We start from the raw sequence: 18756 nt of genomic DNA, 5'->3' as shown, positions 1-18756 counted from the left end.
AATTCAGTGGCTGCTTTGTTGAGAGAGTGTTCGTTTTCAGGCAGTTTTGCGTTGTCGAACCGAACAACAAATGCCATGAGAACTACGCTAGTATTGTTTGCTTTCTTCCTCTGGTTTGGGGCCGCGGCCACCGCACAAACACTGTCGCCGGAGCAGTTGCGAACCGACTTCGCCCGTTTCCGGACGGCCTTGAACGAGGTGCATCCGGCCATGTATCGCTATACACCGAAGGCGACGTTTGATTCGCTCTTTGCCATTACCGAAGCCCGGCTGGACCGTCCCATGACGCAGCAGGAATTTTACGTCACAATGGTTCCGCTGCTGGTGGCGCTGAAAGACGGGCACATTAAATGGATCCCTTCCGGGCGCGACGAACACTATCCGTTTCACACAGACCAGTTGTTTCCGCTGAAGATTTACGCCCGCGAAAATCGGGCCTGGGTGACGGGGAATTACGCCCGCGAAACCGTACCGGAGGGAGCCGAACTCATCCGGATCAATGGGCGGACCGCTGGCGCTATTATTCAGGAGTTGTTGCCTCAGATGACCTTTGCGGATGGAAATACCGTTAATGGCAAATATGAAGACCTGAACCATTTTTTCTCGGGGTATTATGCAACGTTTATCGGGGCTCCGGCAGTTCATGAAATCGTTTACCGGTTTGGCGGAGCAGAAAAAGCCGTCACCCTGCCGGCCGTTACACTGGAGCAGATTAAAGCGTACGGCGACAAGCACAAAGCCGCCCCGCAGAAACCCTTCCGGCTGACGTTTCCCGAAAACCGTTCGACGGCCATCATGACCATTGAACGGTTTTGGGACGATAAAAAAGAGCAGGATTACGCGGAATTTCTAAAGGCATCATTCCGGGAGTTGCGGGAAAAGCAAGTACAGAATCTGGTGCTCGATCTGCGAAACAACGAAGGGGGCGAAGAAAAATACGGGGTCTGGCTGTATCAGTACCTGGCCGAAAAACCGTTCCGCTACTACGACCACATCCGTGTTCGGCAGAAGAAAAAGTATTCCTTCCCGGCCTGGACTCCCAAATTGTACCTAAAATTCAAATGGCTGGTCGTCCGGAAACGGGGTGAGGGGTATGTGTTTACCAAACAAGCCGGTTTGAAACAGCAGAAGCCCAAACGGGATGCGTTTCACGGCAACTTGCTGGTGCTCGTCAATGGACTTAGCTTTTCGGTTACGACCGAGTTTGCCGCCCGCGTACATGCCGACAAAAGAGCCGTATTTGTTGGACAGGAAACCGGCGGAGGATACGCGGGTGACAACAGCGGAATTTTCACCATCACGCAGTTGCCGAACGCCAAAATTGACCTCGGTATCGGGATGTTTGGTTTTCAGATGGCGAACGTGCCTGCTTCGCTGAAACCAGGGCAGGGAATCATTCCCGACCATCTTGTTGTGCCCACCGTGGAGGATGTACTAACGCACAACGACCCGGCCATGACGCAGGCGCTCCAGCTCATCTCCGCGCAGCAAAACGTCACGACTCGTAATTAATCTATTGTTACACAGAGTTAATCAGGATAACTCTGTGTAACAACCCCCAACTCTCAATAACTGTGCTCCTCAAGTTTCACTTTTCCGCGAAAGGTCCAGAACACAAAAACCGTATAGGTCAGCACCAGCGGCATTCCGATGACGGCAAACAGGAGCATGGTGCGGAGAGATGCGTCGGTGGAAGCGGCTTCGTAAATGCTGATGTTACCACGAGCGTCGGCATTGGAAAGGACCAGATTGGGGTAGAGGCCCGAGGCAAACAGCACCAGGAGCAGGGCCGTGGTAACAGCAGACGAGATAAAACCGCGCAAATACCGCCGTTTTTCGATCATCCGGCGCATGTTCAGCACAATCAGAACGGCCGTCAGCGGCAGTGCAAACATAAGCGGGTATTTGTGGAAAATCGCTTCCATGTGCGGCACGTAAATGAGCGTAGCCATCGACGCGGTGATAAAGCATAGAATAAAGAACTTGCTGATCTGATTGATCAAAATCGTCATTTTGGCGTAGAGACGGTCTTCGGTTTTCATGGCGAGGTACATGGCTCCGTGCAGCATGAACAACGACAAAACCGTTACCGAAATCAGGAGCGCATACGGGTTGAAAAAATCCCGCAGTCGCCCGATGAACTGGTGATCTTTATCCAGTGGAATGCCCTGAATCAGATTGCCCAGCACCAGTCCGAAGAGCAGGGCGATGGTAATGCTGGACAAGCTATAGCAGACATCCCAAAGCGTGCGCCACCATTTCATTTCTTCCTTGCTGCGAAATTCAATGGAAATCGCCCGAAAAATGATAGCCAGCAACAGCAGGATAAACGGCAGGTAGAAAACCGACAGGAGCGTGCCATAAACCAGCGGAAAAGCCGCAAACAGCGCACCGGCGCCAATCACCAGCCAGACTTCGTTGCCATCCCACACCGGTCCGATGGCGTTCAGCGCAATCCGGCGGCTTTGTTCTTTCCGGAAAAACAGGTGCAACGCTCCGGCACCCAAATCAAAACCGTCGAGAATACCGTATCCGCTGATGAGCGCACCAATCAGCAAAAACCACCAGGTAGGAAGATCGAGACCGAGGATTGTGTCCATGTTGTCAATGAGTGAATGATGGAATGCGTGAATAGAATCGAAGATGATGTTTCGGCTGGCGGCAGCTATTCAATCAATCTCATTCAAAATTAAATGAGCGATGGGTTGAGCTTGGATGTTGGCGTTTCCGGGTCGTCCTGTTCTACATCGGGGCCGTGCTGGATTTTCTTGTTGAGCAGGTAAAGAAACAGAATGAACAGAACGACGTAGACCAGCGTAAATAGAATGAGGGAAAGCAGCACGTGCTCGGCTTTGACGGCCTGCGACAGCGCATCGGATGTGCGGAGTAAACCGTACACCACCCACGGCTGGCGTCCTACTTCGGCCGTATACCAACCCACCTGGTTGGCAATTTGCGGCAACAAAACCGCCCCAACAAATACCGCCATCAGCCAGCGTGTCTGGAACAGCTTTTTTCGGTACAGTAGAAAGAGGGCCAGCCAGCACAAACCGATCAGGGCCATGCCGATGCCGACCATCAGGTGATAAGTCTGAAAGACGAAATTAACGGCTTTGGGTCGGTTTTCGGGCCGAAAGCTGTTCAGGCCGGGAATCGGTTTCCGGAAATCCTGATGCACCAGAAACGACAAGCCACCCGGTATTTTCAGGCCCGTTACCTTCTGTTGCTCCGCATCGACCCAACCGAACAGGTACATATCGGCCGGAGCCGTCTCAAAATGGCCTTCCATCGTAGCGAGCTTGGCCGGTTGGTGTTCTGTCACCACTTCCGCCGATTTATGGCCCGTAAACAATTGGCCCAGCGATGAAATAGCGGCTACCCAGAGGGCAATCGTAAACGCTTTTTGCGAATGGACTTCGTATTTCCGGCGCAGAATATACCAGGCGCTTACGCTCAGTACCAGAAACGAACCCGCCAGAAAAGCACCGATCAGCACGTGCGAATACCGTTCGATGGACGATGGATTAAAAACCATTTCCCAGAAATCGGTTACCACGGCGCGGGCTTTCAGTCCTTCGCCGTCGATGCGGTAGCCCGCGGGTGTTTGCTGCCAGGAATTGGCCACAACAATCCAGAGTGCCGAAAACATGGACCCCAGCGCCACCAAAACCGTCGACATAAAATGCACACGTGGACTGACGCGGTTCCAGCCAAAAATCAGAATGCCCAGAAAGGCCGATTCGAGCGCAAACGCGAAAATGCCTTCGGCGGCCAGGGCACTGCCAAAAATGTCGCCAACGTAGCGGGAGTAAACCGCCCAGTTGGTGCCAAACTCAAATTCCATCACGATGCCGGTGGCCACTCCAATGCCGAAAATGAGCGCAAAAATCCGGACCCAGAACCGGGTCAGCTCTTCGTATACCTTGTCTTTGGTTTTTAAATACAAACCCTCCATAAAAACCAGGCATACCCCAAGGCCAATGCTCAGGGGTGGGTAGATGTAGTGGAAAGCAATGGTGAAAGCAAATTGAATGCGGGAGAGTAACTCGACATTGTCCATAACCAAAGGGAGTTATGAGTTAAAAATTAGGAGTGAAGACGGCGCCACCTGTGCATTAAATGCGTCAGCCAGCTCTGCTTCATTCGGGTACAAGGTACAGTAGAAGACGATACGAAAGGTTGGTTTTAAACAAGATTTAAAGAGAAAAAGAGTTATTTCGCAGCGTTAAGCGGAGAAATCAGAGAAAAGCTCCGTTTGACTCAAACAAACTCTGCTTGACTCTCGAAACAATAGTTCATTATGCGCCCATACATTCTGGCCGAAGCCAACTGGAAACACATTCACGATCAGCCAATCGATCTGGTGATCCTGCCCTGGGGAGCTACCGAAGCTCACAACTACCACATGCCGTATGCCACGGACGTGATCGAAGCTGACACCATTGCGGCTGAGTCGGCGCGGTTGGCGTGGGAGCAGGGTGCCAAAGTAATGGTGCTGCCGACGATTCCGTTTGGGGTCAACACGGGGCAAACCGATATTTTGCTCGATATCAACCTCTACCCGAGCACACAGAAAGCGATCCTGAACGACATTATTGAAGTGCTGAACCGGCAGGGGATTCGTAAGTTGTTGATTTTGAATAGCCACGGCGGAAATGATTTCAAAACCATGTTGCGCGAACTGGGCGTCCAGTATCCGGATATGTTTCTGACTACCTGCTCGTGGTTTCATACGCTGGACAAAGCAACGTATTTCGACGAACCCAAAGGCGACCACGCCGACGAAATGGAAACAAGCCTGTTGCTCCACCTGCGCCCGGATTTGGTGTTGCCACTGGAGGAAGCGGGCGACGGAGCCGCTAAAAAATGGAAAGTGCAGGGCTTGCGCGAAGGCTGGGCCTGGGCCGAGCGCAAATGGTCGCAGGTGACAACGGATACCGGCATTGGTAACCCAAAAGCGGCTACGGCGGAGAAAGGAAAACGATATTTTGAGGATGTGACGCAGAAAATCAGTGGTTTGCTGGTCGAGCTGGCAACGCTGGACTTGACGGAACTGTACGAATGACAGGACAGTCTAAACTACCGTAGTCGCTCACGAAAAAACCGTTTTGTATGCCATTGTTAAAGTTTGTTATGCTTCTCCTGGTCTTGTGTGTGGGGTCGCTGGCAGAAGCACAATCCATTCCGCAAAGCAAAGCCAAAGCCCGGGAAAAATACAAGTACCTGCTGTATAAGCCGAAAGAGTACGCTAATAACCAGCGGGCTTACCCGTTGGTTATCAGCCTGCATGGGAGTTCGCTGAAAGGCGATGATGTAAACAAACTCAAGCGCTACGGTTTGCCGCAGCTAGTGGATCAGGGCCGGGAGTACGAGTTTATCATTGCCTCTCCGCAGTGCCCGGATGGTAAATTTTGGTCGACCGACAACTGGTTTGAACCCTTGTATGAAGAACTGACCGCCCGCTACCGGATTGATCCGAAACGGGTTTACCTGACCGGCATCAGCATGGGTGGCTACGGAGCCTGGCAAACCGCCGTGGCCTATCCCGATAAATTTGCGGCTATTCTGCCCCTGTGTGGTGGTTGTGACGATTCAACGCAGGTTTGCCGCATCAGCCACGTTCCGGTCTGGACATTTCATGCCACGGACGACTACGTCATTCCGATCGACGAAACCGAGCGGCTGGTTCGGCGGCTGAATCTGTGCAACGGCAATGTGAAGTTTACCAAACTCAACAATGTCGGGCACGCCATCCAGTATCTCTACGAAGATAATTCGCTGTATGACTGGCTGTTGAAACAGCACAAATGAGCGACTTGCAATGAGCGGTCCGAAAACCGTTCTTAAGAACGGTTTTCGGACCTTTTGAATAGAGCGGCCTTAACCCAGCCGGATCGTTGTGTCAATGGTGATTTCCCGGATAAAATAGTCGTCGTGCGAAATGACCAGCACCGAGCCGCCAAAATCCTTAACCGTTCGCGTCAGTATTTCCTGACTGGGCAGATCCAGGTTGTTGGTGGGTTCATCCAGGATGAGAAGATCAGGAATGTGGTTGCTGGCCGCCAAACCGCACAGCAGGAGTTTCATTTTTTCCCCTCCGCTGAGTCCGGCGCATTGTCGATCCCAGCTTTCACGAGGAAACTGGTACTGGTGCAGCATCGTTTTTAGCTCGTGTTCGGCCAGGTGGCGCGTATTAAACTGTTGGATCTGCTCAAAAATCGACAGTGGATCGTTGATGGCCGAATACTCCTGATCCAGGTACAGATACTGAAAATCGGCTCGCGCCAACGTCCCGGTGGTGGGCTGTAACTGGCCGGTCAACAGGGCGAGCAGCGTTGTTTTGCCCGTGCCGTTGTTGCCTTCAATCCGAATTCGGTCGCCGGAACGCACTTGCAGGCTGAGCGGCCGTGGCCAGAGGTTGCGCGTTTCGTAAGCGAAATTAATCGACTGGGCATCGATCAGAGTCTTGCCCCGGTGCAAATCAGAAGCGTGTACATCAATTTTTAGCGGCTGTTGTTCCTGAAGCTGGGTCCGGATTTGCCGCAGGTGGTCCGACAGTTCATGAACCTTATCGGTTTGGGTCGCCTTCATTTTAGCGGTGCTTTGCTCGGCTTTGCTTTTAAGTCCACCGGCCACAATGCGCGGTAAACCGCTGTGCGGAGCTTGTGCTTTTCCGCGGGCTTCCTGCTTCTGCCGCTGTTCGGCCAATTCACAGGCTTTTTTCTGGTTCAGTTTCAGCGTTTTGGTGCTTTCGTCGAGTTGAGCCTGCAAGGCCGTCACCTTGGTTTCTTTCTGCTGTTTGTAAAAATCATAATTTCCGCCGAAAACCTCAATCTGGCTTCTCGACAGTTCCAGCGTCAAATTCAGGTGATTCAGGAGCGTGCGGTCGTGGCTGACAATCAGCAACGTGCCTTTGTAATGCTGAATGAAATCATACAAAAGACCGCGACTTTCGGCATCCAGATGATTCGACGGTTCATCCAGCAGCAGAATCCCCGGTGAGTGAACGAGCACCCCGGCCAGAAACACCTTGGTTTTCTCTCCTCCGCTGAGCGAATGCATGGGTTGCGAAAGCGGTATTGGGGGAAGATTCCAGTATGTCAGGGCGGCACCGACCCGTTCTTCAAGGTCCCAGTCGTCGGCCAGAGCGGTAAAATGATCTTCCGAAACATCACCGGCCAGAATGGCCTGCAACGCTTTTAACTTCTCGTCAATACCCAGCACCCGGGCAATCGGATACGCATCGTACTGCCCCGTATGCTGGGGAACGTAATACGGTTTTTCGGAAAAAATGAGCGCCCCTTCTGATGGGTGCAGCCGCCCGGCAAGGAGTTGCAATAACGTCGATTTACCGGCTCCATTCGGACCGACCAGGGCGGCTTTTTCGCCCGGAGCGATGGAAACGTGGAGGTGTTGAAACAGCATCTCCCGGTCGGGGTGCTGATACGAAAGGGATTTGATTACAATACTCATGATTGTAACAAAGAGAAAGATTGAACAGATGGGAAGAATGAAAAGCGATACGGCCCAACCCGGCATAGTGCGGTTGTTAGTGCGTAGCATAAGCCGCCAAAAACGGCCAGAATACAGGAAATAAATTACATGATCGCGCTAAGTGTGGGCCTAAACACTTGGTGGGTGTATGCGACGTATCGACAAGGACGTTGTCAACAGTTCCGTGCAGCCGGAACCAGGTGGTAGAAAACCAACCTTTACTTAGCTCTTACATTGAAACAGGAGTTTGTGATACCGGGGTAAAGAGACCGGCCTTTGTTTAGATTCCGAAACGGAAAGGTCAGCGAAAGCGTTCCCGGCCGAAACGAAAAAATCGTCATTCTGCGCCAGTTGTTGAAAACCGTCCTGCTCTTGGCCACCGGAATAAGTCGAGTTTGTGCTCATTTGATCGGCCACCGTTGGCAGGTTCGGGAATAGGAGCACCGTGGTTTTGACAAGCGCTTCATTGGAGCAAAAAAGACCCGTTTTTACGCGAAAATAAGGGCTTGAAAGTCTGTTAAAATAATTGCTGAATTAAAAAATGGATGCGCTATTTTTACACCCCCAACACGGTATAGCTGAAAAAGTTGGGGTTTGGTTTCGGAGAAAAAAAGATGTTACTTTCACTCTTGCAAAGTAAACCAAACCGGCCTTCGAGTCAGATTTGCAACGAATTACATTACATACTGAAATTTTGTTAACCAGATGAATCCTATTCTACGGTGGTTCAGCCGGGGCGCAGCCTGCCTGCTTGTGGTGGGGGCGGCACCGGTGTGGGCCCAATCGCTTGACGAATCCTTAACTCCACTCGCGACCGATCGGTTGACAGCGCTTCCATCGAACTGGAAACCAGCCGCATCGGTAAAAGTCAACCCTTTAAAGAATGACGTAAAAACAAAAGCGGGCAACGGTATTCTGATCGGAACGCCGGGCCAGGCGGTAACCTTACTAACCAACGCCAGCGACGTACGGCTGGCCCTGGAAATTTTGCTGTCGCCGGGCGCAGAAGGCAGCCTGTCGTTCGGTTCAACAGCCATTCGGTTGGCCGACAATTGGGGCAATCCGGAAGTCAATGCAAGTACGTTTGGAGCGATCGAAAACCGGGCGGCTTTGTTGCCATTACAGAATGCCGTGAAAGCGCCGGGCCTGTGGCAACCGCTGGAAGTGCAGCTACAAGGGTCGGCAAAAGGGGCCGTGACGCTGGAAAAAATGGCCCTCAATGGTGTCGTGATTTACGAAAATCTGGTGTTGCCTCCGCAGAGCGGAGGAACGAGCGGTGCGGTGGTATTGAATGTTAGAAAAGGTGCCATTGCAATTCGGAATGTTGGCTATCAGTTAATTAGCGAGCGCCCCGTTGCGAAACTGACCAATATTCGCTACAAATTGTACGAGAACAAGACCGAAACCACTTCTCAGGCCGAATTAGCGAATTTGAAACTAGTCAAAGACGACACTACTGCGGCCCTGACCTACGAGGTGTCGTACGGACAACCCCGCTGGCACGGAATTGTCTACACAGGCGATCTGGTAGTCGACAAAGACGGCCCGTATACGCTGGCGTTACAGCAGGGCGGTTTTGCTTCGCTGGCCATCGATGGGAAAGAAGTTATTGCCAATCAACGGCATGATCTGGGCCATATGAGCACGGTCAAAGTGAACCTAACAGCAGGTAAACACCCGTTCACGCTGTTCTTCGGTCGGTCGTGGCCGCGGCCGGGGTTGGGCTTTTTTATCTCGGCACCCGATACCAAATTCCAGGCGCTACACCCGCGCGCGTCGTTGCCCGAACCCGATCCGGTGGGCGAAATTGCGGTAGAGCCCGGCTTAAAACCGTCCGTTATCCGCTCGTTTGTTAACTTCGGTGCCAAAAAGAAAACCCATTGTATTTCCGTCGGCAGTCCGTCGGGATTGAATTATACCATCGACCTCAATCAGGGGGCGTTGTTGCAGGTCTGGCGCGGTCCGTTTGCCGACGTGACGGATATGTGGTACCAGCGCGGAGAACCACAGTTGCTCAAACCGTTGGGTACGCTGGCCGTTTTGTCGGCGCAGAATCCGCTGGCGCTACTGGCCAACTCGGGGCAGTCCTGGCCGGATAGCCTGTCCGACAATGAACTGCACTACCAGGGGTTGACAATGGATAAACAGGGCTATCCAACGATGCAATACCGTCTTCGGGATCTGGACGTTACGGATGCCGTCTTGCCCGATGCCGACGGTAAATCCTTCGTTCGGACGCTGACCGTGAAAGGCGCAAATAACGAATCGCTCTATTGCCGGCTGGCGGCTGGCTCGTCGCTCGAAGAGGTTTCCAAAGGGTTGTATTCGGTGGATGGCAAATACTACATCCAACTGGATGCCAAGGCAAAACCAACAACTCGCACCAGCTCCGGAAAACAGGAATTGATGCTGCCAGTTGCGGTAAAAGGTGGTACGACGACGGTTCAGTATACCTTACTGTGGTAACAGTCTATGGAAACAACTATTTCGTGGGCTGACTTTGAAAAAGTTGAAATCGTCACCGGCACCATCACCGCGGTCGACGCTTTTCCGGAAGCCCGGAAACCTGCTTACAAGCTGACGATTGATTTTGGGGCCAAAGGCATCAAACGGTCGTCGGCGCAACTGACCCGGCTTTACGAACCGGCGGACCTGCTGGGCCTTCAGATCGTTGCCGTCGTCAATTTTCCACCTAAACAAATTGCTACGTTCAAAAGCGAGTGCCTGGTGTTGGGAGCAGTAGGACCGGACGGCGAAGTGACGTTGTTGCAGACCGAACGTAAAACCGAAAATGGCTCCCGAATCGCCTAGTGATGAAAACCATGAAAAATAAACTCTCATTTCTCGTTGCCCTTCTTTTCCTGTCTACCGTTGCCCGCGCCCAGCGCCCGCTGACGGAGGACGATTATTACCGTATGATCACCGTCCCGATTCCCGAAGGCGTTCAGTTGGAAGTGGGGGGGATGGCGGTATTGCCCGATGGTCGGCTGGGCGTTTCGACGCGCCGGGGTGAGGTCTGGCTCATCAGCAATCCGTACATGAAAGGCAGCCGCATCCCGCAGTTCAAACGATTTGCTTACGGTTTGCACGAACCCCTCGGGCTGGCGTATCACAAAGGTGCCCTGTATGCAACGCAACGGGGCGAAGTGACCAAAATGATCGATACCGACGGGGATGACGAAGCCAACGAGTACCGGTCGATCGTGAAGTGGCCACTGTCGGGCAATTACCACGAATATTCGTACGGCCCGCTGTTTTTGCCGGATGGCGATATGCTCATTGCCCTGAATCTGGGCTGGATTGGCCACGGAGCCAGTCTGGTTAAATGGCGGGGCTGGATGATGAAAGTCAACGAAAAAGGCGAACTGAAACCGTATGCAACCGGTTTGCGGTCGCCATCGAGTTATCGGGCGCTGCGCGATGGCAGTATTTTTTACACTGAAAATCAGGGCGACTGGGTCGGGTCAGGTCGGATGACGCACCTGGCGCTGGGCGATTTTGCCGGTAACCCGGAAGGACTGCGGTGGACGTCGGAGCCCGGCTCTCCGCTGAAATTGAAGATGGAAGACGTGCCGAGCACCGGCAAACCGATGCACGAAGTAGCCAAAACCGTCCCCGGTCTGAAAGTGCCCGCCATCTGGTTCCCGCACACCATCCTGGGTATTTCAACGTCGGATATTCTGGAAGATACAACCGCCAACCGATTCGGACCGTTTGACGGGCAGTTGTTCGTGGGCGACCAGGGCCACAGCAAGATCATGCGTGTTTTTCTGGAAAAAGTAAACGGCGAATTCCAGGGTGCCTGTTTCGCGTTCCGGTCGGGTTTTCAATCCGGCATTTTGCGGATGGCCTGGGGGCTGGACGGTTCCATGTTTGTCGGGCAAACCAGCCGGGGCTGGTCGGCTACGGGCAAAGATCCGTTTGGGGTACAGCGACTGGTCTGGACGGGCCTGACCCCGTTTGAAATGAAGGCCATTCGCTCGATGCCCGATGGGTTCGAAATCGAATTCACGCAGCCAGTTGACCGGAAAACCGCAGCCGACCCGGAGTCGTACGGCATGAACAGCTTTACGTATAAATACCACAAAATTTACGGCAGCCCGGTTGAAGATGCGCGGCCCGTGCCGATTCGGGGCGTGGTGGTGTCTGATAACGGCTTGAAAGTCCGGGTAGTTGCCGATACGGTTTTGCGGGAAGGGTTCGTTCACGAACTGAAGGCCGAAGGTGTTAAGTCAACGACGGGGCTGGCCTTGCTGCACAACACGGGTTATTATACCCTCAACCACATTGCACCGGGCACCAAGCTGACCATTGCGGCTCCCGCCAAACACAACCACGCTGCGATGGCGTCGACCAAAAACGCCCCACCGGCTTCGAATGCGAAGGGAAAACCGGCCGTAAGTGCAAAACGTGTGACCGAGCAACCCGCCGACTGGACCAACGGTCCCGATCAGGTAATTACCATTGGAACCGAACCAGGGCTGAAGTTTGACAAGGCGCAGGTGGAAGTGAAAGCCGGTAGCCGCATCCGGTGGGTGTTCAACAACAATGACGATATGTTGCACAACTGCGTGATTGTAAAACCGTCTACGGCTGGAGCGGTGGGCGATGCGGCTTTAAAACTCAGCTTAAACGGGTCAAAAATGCAGTACGTGCCGGTAAACACGAATGTGTTGTTTCATACCAATCTGTTGCAGCCCGAAAGTTCTGAATCCATTTATTTTGTCGCTCCGTCCACACCCGGCGATTACCAGTTCGTTTGCACATTTCCGGGCCATGCTTCCCTTATGCAGGGCGTTATGAAAGTTGTAAAGTAGATTTGTAATTGCATATCTTAGTGAAAATAGGTGATTAATTCGCGATTAATCACCTATTATTGTATTTGATATTTACGAAAGCAACGTTGAAAAAACTTTTCTCTTTAAATCTTTATCAGAATGCTTTTACTACCTTGGTTGGAAAACCGGGGGAAGCTACGCTCGAAAGCCGCATCTTCAATTCTGTATGTATAATTGGGATCATTGCAATGATTTATAATATCCCGTTCAATTATTACATCGGGTTACAGGAAGCGTCCCTTATTTCTTTCTTGCTGTTTATTGTTTTATCCTTTCTCTATTATTTGTCCAGAATAAAGAATAAATTTTACGCCAGTGTAACCATCGCGGGAATTTTAGTCAGTTTGTTGTTGGCCGTCAATTATTTTTTTAATGCCGGTGTGCATGGGTCGTCGGTTTTGCTGCTTACGTTTGTTTATTTTCTTCTGTCTATTGTAACTCCTTCCCGACAGTTTTCTTTTTGGTTTTTCTTTAACTTACTTATTGTTTTTTCGCTGCTGACCATTGAATATTTATACCCGGACAGTATCGTTAAAGGGTACTCAAACCGGCTAAATCAGATCGTCGATGTGGCTTCAACCTACCTGGTTGGTATTGTTTTAATTTACCTGTCGACTTACTTTTTTAAAAAAGCCTACCGGGCAGAACAGCGGTTGGTGGAGGAAAAGTCGTTGGTACTCAGGCGGCTGAATGAAGAGCAGAATAAATTATTCTCGATTATATCGCACGATTTACGTTCGCCATTGGCTTCGGTTCAGCAATACCTTGAGATCATTCGGGAAACGGAGCTGGATGAACACCAAAAGCGCAAAACGGAAGCCGAGTTGCTGGATGTAGTTAGTCATACCCAGGAGATGCTATCCAATTTGCTATCCTGGTCGACCACCCAGATGAACGGCACCAATGTAAGCCTGACGCGGGTCAACCTGCACGCTATTCTTAAACCTATTCTCGATATATATAAACCCTTAGCTGATAAGAAGAATATTCGGCTGGAATGCGCAATTTCTCCCCAGTTAACGGTACGAGCTGATAGCAATATGCTTCAGCTTATTGTACGAAACCTGGTTGGTAATGCTATTAAGTTTACTCCTTCCAGGGGTGAAATCATCATTAAAACCGTAACCGTCGGTACAGAGTGCCGGATTGTTATCAAGGATACCGGAATCGGAATTGAAGCGGCCCATAAAGCCACCATATTCTCGCTTAAATCGCGGTCAACATTCGGGACTAACCACGAAAAAGGCGTGGGGTTAGGTCTTTTTTTATGCAAACAATACGCCGAAGCGCAGCAAGGAAAGCTTTGGTTTGAAAGCGAGCCCCGTGTTGGAACTACCTTCTTTTTTTCACTGCCGCTGGTTGATGAAGCCGCTTGAATCCAGGCACGGTTTTTATTGACGCTGCGGTAGCCGGCAGAGGGCTGGAAGAGAGGAAAGTGCCGGGTTTTCGTTGGGGCGATAACGAATGCGAACAAAGTTGGTGAAATCCGGTTTGTCGAATTGTATTCTATCCCCACAAATACCTGTATGGCAGTTATTGGCGAGTTGATCCGAAAAGCGATCGACGTATACGGTTTTATCGCTTCGGAGCCTGCTCCGGCGAAAGCGCAGCGAGCCGTCTTGCAACACCTCCTGGAAAAAGCCCGGCTGACGGCTTTTGGCAAAAAACATAATTTTACCGAAATTCTCGCAAGCGATGATATCGTAGCGGCTTTCCAGCAGGCGGTTCCCGTTCATGATTACGACAAAATGCACAACGACTGGTGGCACTACCTGCTGGAAGGCCATCAGAATGTGACCTGGCCGGGCGGCCAGCACTATTTCGCGCTGAGCAGCGGAACGACCAGCAACAGCAAATCCATTCCGGTAACGGATGACATGCTTGATTCCATCCGCCGGTCGGGTATTCAGCAGGTGATGAGCCTGAAAAACTTTGATGTGCCAGCTGATTTCTTTGAGAAACAGATCATGATGCTGGGCAGCAGCGTTAACCTGATTGCAAAAGACGACCATCAGGAGGGCGAAATCAGCGGTATCAGCGCGGCTAATCTTCCGGCCTGGTTCCGGGCTTTTTACAAACCGGGTGTCGAAATTGCCGCTATTACAAATTGGGACGAAAAAGTACGGCGAATTGCCGAAGAAGCTCCGAAATGGGATATTGGCAGCCTGAGCGGTATTCCATCGTGGGTTGAAATGATGCTGAAAGAAGTCATCGCCCATAACCGGGTAAACACCATTCACGACATCTGGCCCAATCTCCAGATTTATACCACCGGCGGGGTAGCCTTTGAACCGTACCGGAAAAGCCTCGAAAAATTATTTGCCCGACCATTGACGTATATTGATACGTACCTGACATCAGAAGGCTATCTGGCTACGCAAAAGCGGCCGGATACTACCTCCATGGCGTTGATTCTGGACAATGGCATTTTCTTCGAATTTGTCCCGTTTACGGACGAAAATATGGACGAGGAAGGTAGGGTAAAACCGGATGCCGAGGTACTGCCGCTGGAAAAGACGGAAGAAAATGTCAATTATGTGCTGCTGATTTCGACGGTTTCGGGAGCCTGGCGGTATATGATTGGTGATACGGTGATGATTACGGACAAGCAACGCTCGGAAATCAAAATCACCGGACGAACGAAACATTTTTTGAACGTGGTGGGCGAGCAGCTGTCGGTTTTTCAGATGAACCAGGCGATGGAAAAGCTCCAGAAGCAGTTCGATGTGGAGATCAAAGAGTTTGTGGTGGCCGCCGTTCAGAAAGATGGCGAGTACATCAACAAATGGGTTATCGGCTCCAACCGGTCGGTGGAAAACCAGCAGATGGCTGAGTCGCTGGATCGGGAGCTGTGTGAAGCCAATAAGAACTACAAAGTGGCCCGGACCAAATCCCTGAAAGTGGTGGAAGCGGAGGTAATTCCGGTTGAAAAGTTCTATCGCTGGAGCGAAGAATTCAAGAAACTGGGCGGTCAGGCCAAGATACCGCGGGTGATGAAAGAAGCGGATTTTCTGGAGTTTGAGCAGTACATCAAAGGGCTTTCATAACTCCTTTTTTTGCGCCGACACTTTTGCTTCTTCCAGCTTCTTGACCTGCTCGACAATTTCTTCGGGCGAAACGTATAACCGGGCAATTTTATCTTTGTAAGCCTGCGGTAACTCCGCATGGTTCAGGATAAATTGCTTGGTTTCAATAAGATAGTTGCCGAGGCCGCGCTCGACGGCGTAGCCATCCGCGATACGCTCCACTTTTTTTACGTACGCCGGAGAAAGCAGGTAGGAGAGCCCAAACCCCGCCATGCCGAACGTGCTCCGGCTTTCGTAATCCATGATGTGGCCCAATTCGTGACCGAGCCAGCCGATCATGATCTCGTCGGGAAGCTGGTGAATCGGAACGGCGGTGTGCGTCAGTTTGAACATGGCGCTGATGTAGATCCGGTAAGAACGGTTTTGGCGGCTGCCCAACAGGCTGCGAAAAACCGGCTGGGCCAGCATAACCGACGACTTGATGCGCTGTTTGAAGCAAAATCGGATGTCGGTATTCTTTAATTCCGGGTAGAACGATAGCGCGATCAGGGCATTCTTCTCGATGATCGGTGGTATCTTTTTGTTCGTTCCAAAGGCCGCCAGTTCGGGTGAAATGGCCTGGTGTTCTTCATTGATTTTGGCTGGTAGCATAGGCAGAAAACGCACGGATTCAATTCAATTATTGATAAACGCTTTAACCGGAGATTGGTTACAGAAACAGAGCAGAAGATTCATCTGAAGACGGAGTGAAATCATGCAAGTCACGGAATTGGTGCAGTTTTTGGCGGCATTTTTCAATGTCGCGGCCTACGCTCCCGACGAACAGGGCGGGGTTTTTTATCCGTCTGATTCGGATCGGGACCCTACCGTTGCCCGTATCGGCCTGGCGCTTGAACCCTGGCCCGGTGTGGAAGACTGGTTGGTCGAAAACCGGATTGATACGCTCTGGCTCCACCGGCCCTGGAAGTTGGATCTGACGGTTTTGCCGCCAAAGGTAGTCGTTGTAGCGCATCATATTCCTTTTGACGAACACCTGACGATTGGGTACAATCGGTTGTTGGCCAATGCGTTGGGGTTGGCCTGGGACGCGCACGAACAGCCTCAGGTAATTGGGTATAAGCAGGCCCCCGAATTCCCAAAACGCCCGATCGGAATGTTGGCCGATACACCGGAACAGGATTTTTCCGGCTGGTGCCGTCAGATTGCCGAGCTGTTTGGCGGGTACGACAAAGTGGTATCGGGGCACCCCAGAAGCGGTTGAAGAGGCTGGCCATCGTGGGCGCTATGAATGACGACTTGATTCGGGAGGCCGCCGGTCGGGGGGGCGAGCTGTTTATTACGGGGCAGTACCGGGAAGGAGCCCAAAAAGCCGTTTCCGAAACTGGCATAGCCGTGATTGCCGTTGGTCACCGGCGGAGCGAAGAATGGGGAATGCGGGCACTAGCCACGGTTTTGCAGGACCTGGGCGTGGCGGTTTTTTTGCCCGCTTCGAACTAGCCAACGTTTCAACCTGTCAGGTCTGCAAGACCTGACAGGTTTGAGAACAATCCACCAGCTCAGGAGAAGAAGCCGGTCAATACCCCAGCGTAAACCGTTGGCGGATGAATTGCGGTTTCTCCAGTTCGTCGAGCAAGGCAACGGCCAGGTCGTTCACCGAAATTTTGCTGTTTCCGTCGGCGTCGAACACGGGTTGTTCGGTGCCAATCCGGAATTTTCTGGTACGTTCGCCCGGTTCGAGCAGGATGGCCGGGCTCAAAAAGGTCCAGTCGAGTTCGGTTTCGTTGCGCAGAATGGTCAGGTAATCGCGGGCGGCCAGCGCACCGGGTTTCCATTCAGCCGGAAACTGGGGCGTGTCGACAAGCTGAACACCCGGCGCAACTTCCAGACTGCCGGCCCCGCCAACCACCAGAAACCGGTTGACCCCGGCTTGCTTCGTTCCGCGCTGAATGGATTGCAAGCCCGCCAGCGATTCCTCGTAAATATTGGGGTTATCCCAACCGGGGTTATAGGTGCTGATTACCGCGTCATGGCCCGCTACCAGGCTGGCAACGTCGCTCTCTTGCAGCGCATCGCCCTGTTTGACGGTGAGGGTGGCGTTTTGGACCGAAATTTTTTCCGGATGGCGCACAATCGCCGTTACTTCATGGCCGCGTTCCAACGCTTCAGTCAAGACACTGGAACCGACAAAACCTGAGGCTCCGATTAAGGCAATTTTCATGGTTGTTATAGTTATAAATTGCGTAGTTAAATTAACTGTATGTTAAAATATTACAGTTTTCGTTAAAAAAATCAGGCAAACTGCTTGCCGAAATCCGCCAGCGTCGTTTGGTGCAGTCGGGCAATCATGGCATTTTCGGCATCCTGAAAAAGATGTTCCAGATGACCGTTGATTTGCCGACCTACCGGACAGGCGGGGTTTGGACTGTTTCGATTTTGCCCCAACAGCGACGATTGGCGCACGGCCTGGTACACGTCCGATAGTAAAATCTGTTCCGCTGGTTTAGCTAGCTTACTACCCCCGTTTTTACCTTCTTTGCTGCTAATCAAGCCGAATTTCCGCAGATTACTGATTTCTTTCCGCACTAATACGGGATTGATATTAATGCTGCCGGCGAGAAATTCGGAAGACACCCACTCTTCTTCGGCCACCGCCAGAAGGGTAAGAATGTGAATGGCAATCGAAAACCGGCTATTGTTCATCTGTAATATATTTTATTACAGTACAATCGAAAGCCACCAATAATTCCCGGGCAAGCATTTATTTTAGCTTCTTCAGACAGAAATTTTCATTTCTGAAGTTAGCAGTGTTTTATTCGCACCTTTTTCCTATTATCGGGCAGAATACCCAACGGTTTACCCGCGTTATTGTATCATGCGTTATTTCTTTTCGATTTTACTGGGCATTGGGGTAGTCGGCACCTCCTGGGCCCAGCAGCCGGCTGACACCAATTCGGACCGACCCAATGGTACGGTTCCGGCCCATTTAAAGCCCATCGAGCGGTCGTATGGGGCTTATTTTTACGGAGGTAAGCGGCTGCGGACACCTCATTCGCTGGAAATACCGTTTAATGAACTGGATAATCCAGCGGTAAACCGTCATTTTAAGACGTTTCGAACGTTGGCTACGGTGGGGCAGGTGGTAGCGCTGGTGCCACTGGTGTATGTCTTGACGCGTCCGCGCGATGCGCCTGCTCGCTCTGCCGAATACTGGGCGGTGCAGTTGAGTTCAGTCGGGGTCACGCTGGGCTTGTCGTTTATTGGAAATACGCAGGTTCGGAAAGCGGTCAACCAATACAACCGCTCGTTGAACAATGCGCGTCTGGGTTTATCCGCACAACCGCTACCGGGTACCGCCCGAACCGCCTTTGGACTGGGTGTAGCACAACCCATCCGCTGAT

17 protein-coding genes are annotated in these 18756 nt (G+C 51.8%); 11 read left to right on the top strand and 6 right to left on the bottom strand.

Annotation, left to right across the window (positions count from 1 at the left end):
- Positions 1 to 75: 75 nt before the first annotated feature.
- Positions 76 to 1512, top strand: coding sequence for a S41 family peptidase (locus ACYVH9_RS13285; RefSeq protein WP_460636841.1), 1437 nt, complete (start codon positions 76 to 78; stop codon positions 1510 to 1512).
- A gap of 53 nt (positions 1513 to 1565) precedes the next feature.
- Here the strand turns inward: ACYVH9_RS13285 and cydB are convergent, their stop codons facing one another.
- Both cydB and ACYVH9_RS13275 read right to left on the bottom strand, forming a co-directional pair.
- The gene (gene cydB / locus ACYVH9_RS13280) at positions 1566 to 2600 is read right to left on the bottom strand and encodes a cytochrome d ubiquinol oxidase subunit II (RefSeq protein WP_460636840.1); all 1035 of its coding nucleotides are present in this window, start codon (positions 2598 to 2600) and stop codon (positions 1566 to 1568) included.
- An 89-nt stretch (positions 2601 to 2689) separates the two neighbouring features.
- A complete protein-coding gene (locus ACYVH9_RS13275; protein ID WP_460636839.1) occupies positions 2690 to 4060 on the bottom strand; it encodes a cytochrome ubiquinol oxidase subunit I in 1371 nt (456 codons plus the stop codon).
- A gap of 240 nt (positions 4061 to 4300) precedes the next feature.
- Between ACYVH9_RS13275 and ACYVH9_RS13270 the strand changes: the two genes are divergently transcribed.
- On the top strand, positions 4301 to 5065 hold the full coding sequence (locus ACYVH9_RS13270; protein ID WP_460636838.1) for a creatininase family protein: 765 nt from the start codon (positions 4301 to 4303) through the stop codon (positions 5063 to 5065).
- Between the two features lie 68 nt (positions 5066 to 5133).
- Positions 5134 to 5811, top strand: a complete 678-nt coding sequence (locus tag ACYVH9_RS13265; protein ID WP_460636837.1) for a carboxylesterase family protein — start codon at positions 5134 to 5136, stop codon at positions 5809 to 5811.
- Positions 5812 to 5880: 69 nt separating this feature from the next.
- On the opposite strand, the gene ACYVH9_RS13260 is transcribed toward ACYVH9_RS13265, so the two are convergent.
- Positions 5881 to 7473, bottom strand: a complete 1593-nt coding sequence (locus ACYVH9_RS13260; RefSeq protein WP_460636836.1) for an ABC-F family ATP-binding cassette domain-containing protein — start codon at positions 7471 to 7473, stop codon at positions 5881 to 5883.
- Between the two features lie 726 nt (positions 7474 to 8199).
- Between ACYVH9_RS13260 and ACYVH9_RS13255 the strand changes: the two genes are divergently transcribed.
- The 5 genes from ACYVH9_RS13255 to ACYVH9_RS13235 all read left to right on the top strand — a co-directional run bounded on the left by ACYVH9_RS13255 (position 8200) and on the right by ACYVH9_RS13235 (position 15379).
- Entirely contained in the window at positions 8200 to 9960 is a 1761-nt protein-coding gene (locus tag ACYVH9_RS13255) for a PA14 domain-containing protein (RefSeq protein WP_460636835.1), read from the top strand.
- Positions 9961 to 9966: 6 nt separating this feature from the next.
- Positions 9967 to 10305: a tRNA-binding protein gene (locus tag ACYVH9_RS13250; protein ID WP_460636834.1), complete on the top strand. Its 339-nt coding sequence runs from the start codon at positions 9967 to 9969 to the stop codon at positions 10303 to 10305.
- 11 nt (positions 10306 to 10316) lie between these two features.
- Entirely contained in the window at positions 10317 to 12311 is a 1995-nt protein-coding gene (locus ACYVH9_RS13245) for a plastocyanin/azurin family copper-binding protein (protein ID WP_460636833.1), read from the top strand.
- Positions 12312 to 12520: 209 nt separating this feature from the next.
- Positions 12521 to 13708 carry a sensor histidine kinase gene (locus tag ACYVH9_RS13240; protein ID WP_460636832.1) on the top strand — a complete coding sequence of 396 codons (1188 nt, stop codon included), beginning with the start codon at positions 12521 to 12523 and terminating at the stop codon, positions 13706 to 13708.
- Between the two features lie 150 nt (positions 13709 to 13858).
- Positions 13859 to 15379, top strand: coding sequence for a GH3 family acyl-acid amido synthetase (locus ACYVH9_RS13235; RefSeq protein WP_460636831.1), 1521 nt, complete (start codon positions 13859 to 13861; stop codon positions 15377 to 15379).
- Here the strand turns inward: ACYVH9_RS13235 and ACYVH9_RS13230 are convergent.
- Positions 15374 to 16009: a hypothetical protein gene (locus ACYVH9_RS13230; RefSeq protein WP_460636830.1), complete on the bottom strand. Its 636-nt coding sequence runs from the start codon at positions 16007 to 16009 to the stop codon at positions 15374 to 15376. The two genes, ACYVH9_RS13235 and ACYVH9_RS13230, sit on opposite strands and share 6 nt — an antisense overlap.
- Before the next feature lie 103 nt (positions 16010 to 16112).
- On the opposite strand from ACYVH9_RS13230, the gene ACYVH9_RS13225 reads away from it, so the two are divergent.
- Both ACYVH9_RS13225 and ACYVH9_RS13220 read left to right on the top strand, forming a co-directional pair.
- Complete coding sequence (locus tag ACYVH9_RS13225; RefSeq protein ID WP_460636829.1) at positions 16113 to 16619, top strand: hypothetical protein; 507 nt, start codon at positions 16113 to 16115, stop codon at positions 16617 to 16619.
- A gap of 23 nt (positions 16620 to 16642) precedes the next feature.
- Positions 16643 to 16855 carry a Nif3-like dinuclear metal center hexameric protein gene (locus ACYVH9_RS13220; protein ID WP_460636828.1) on the top strand — a complete coding sequence of 71 codons (213 nt, stop codon included), beginning with the start codon at positions 16643 to 16645 and terminating at the stop codon, positions 16853 to 16855.
- 76 nt (positions 16856 to 16931) lie between these two features.
- Here the strand turns inward: ACYVH9_RS13220 and ACYVH9_RS13215 are convergent, their stop codons facing one another.
- Both ACYVH9_RS13215 and ACYVH9_RS13210 read right to left on the bottom strand, forming a co-directional pair.
- Positions 16932 to 17576, bottom strand: a complete 645-nt coding sequence (locus tag ACYVH9_RS13215) for an NAD(P)-dependent oxidoreductase (protein WP_460636827.1) — start codon at positions 17574 to 17576, stop codon at positions 16932 to 16934.
- A gap of 71 nt (positions 17577 to 17647) precedes the next feature.
- Entirely contained in the window at positions 17648 to 18058 is a 411-nt protein-coding gene (locus ACYVH9_RS13210) for an Rrf2 family transcriptional regulator (protein WP_460636826.1), read from the bottom strand.
- A gap of 172 nt (positions 18059 to 18230) precedes the next feature.
- Between ACYVH9_RS13210 and ACYVH9_RS13205 the strand changes: the two genes are divergently transcribed.
- Complete coding sequence (locus tag ACYVH9_RS13205) at positions 18231 to 18755, top strand: hypothetical protein (RefSeq protein ID WP_460636825.1); 525 nt, start codon at positions 18231 to 18233, stop codon at positions 18753 to 18755.
- The last annotated feature ends 1 nt before the right edge of the window (position 18756 follow it).

This window comes from Larkinella harenae, assembly GCF_054780515.1.
The sequence above is the reverse complement of the archived record's forward strand: the minus strand, read 5'-3'. Positions and strand labels throughout refer to the sequence as shown.

Bases quoted from the DNA above. Each gene is read 5' to 3' on its own strand.
- ACYVH9_RS13285 (WP_460636841.1), top strand. From the start codon at position 76: ATGAGAACTACGCTAGTATTGTTTGCTTTCTTCCTCTGGTTTGGGGCC.
- cydB (WP_460636840.1), bottom strand. From the start codon at position 2,600: ATGGACACAATCCTCGGTCTCGATCTTCCTACCTGGTGGTTTTTGCTG.
- ACYVH9_RS13275 (WP_460636839.1), bottom strand. From the start codon at position 4,060: ATGGACAATGTCGAGTTACTCTCCCGCATTCAATTTGCTTTCACCATT.
- ACYVH9_RS13270 (WP_460636838.1), top strand. From the start codon at position 4,301: ATGCGCCCATACATTCTGGCCGAAGCCAACTGGAAACACATTCACGAT.
- ACYVH9_RS13265 (WP_460636837.1), top strand. From the start codon at position 5,134: ATGCTTCTCCTGGTCTTGTGTGTGGGGTCGCTGGCAGAAGCACAATCC.
- ACYVH9_RS13260 (WP_460636836.1), bottom strand. From the start codon at position 7,473: ATGAGTATTGTAATCAAATCCCTTTCGTATCAGCACCCCGACCGGGAG.
- ACYVH9_RS13255 (WP_460636835.1), top strand. From the start codon at position 8,200: ATGAATCCTATTCTACGGTGGTTCAGCCGGGGCGCAGCCTGCCTGCTT.
- ACYVH9_RS13250 (WP_460636834.1), top strand. From the start codon at position 9,967: ATGGAAACAACTATTTCGTGGGCTGACTTTGAAAAAGTTGAAATCGTC.
- ACYVH9_RS13245 (WP_460636833.1), top strand. From the start codon at position 10,317: ATGAAAAATAAACTCTCATTTCTCGTTGCCCTTCTTTTCCTGTCTACC.
- ACYVH9_RS13240 (WP_460636832.1), top strand. From the start codon at position 12,521: ATGATTTATAATATCCCGTTCAATTATTACATCGGGTTACAGGAAGCG.
- ACYVH9_RS13235 (WP_460636831.1), top strand. From the start codon at position 13,859: ATGGCAGTTATTGGCGAGTTGATCCGAAAAGCGATCGACGTATACGGT.
- ACYVH9_RS13230 (WP_460636830.1), bottom strand. From the start codon at position 16,009: ATGCTACCAGCCAAAATCAATGAAGAACACCAGGCCATTTCACCCGAA.
- ACYVH9_RS13225 (WP_460636829.1), top strand. From the start codon at position 16,113: ATGCAAGTCACGGAATTGGTGCAGTTTTTGGCGGCATTTTTCAATGTC.
- ACYVH9_RS13220 (WP_460636828.1), top strand. From the start codon at position 16,643: ATGAATGACGACTTGATTCGGGAGGCCGCCGGTCGGGGGGGCGAGCTG.
- ACYVH9_RS13215 (WP_460636827.1), bottom strand. From the start codon at position 17,576: ATGAAAATTGCCTTAATCGGAGCCTCAGGTTTTGTCGGTTCCAGTGTC.
- ACYVH9_RS13210 (WP_460636826.1), bottom strand. From the start codon at position 18,058: ATGAACAATAGCCGGTTTTCGATTGCCATTCACATTCTTACCCTTCTG.
- ACYVH9_RS13205 (WP_460636825.1), top strand. From the start codon at position 18,231: ATGCGTTATTTCTTTTCGATTTTACTGGGCATTGGGGTAGTCGGCACC.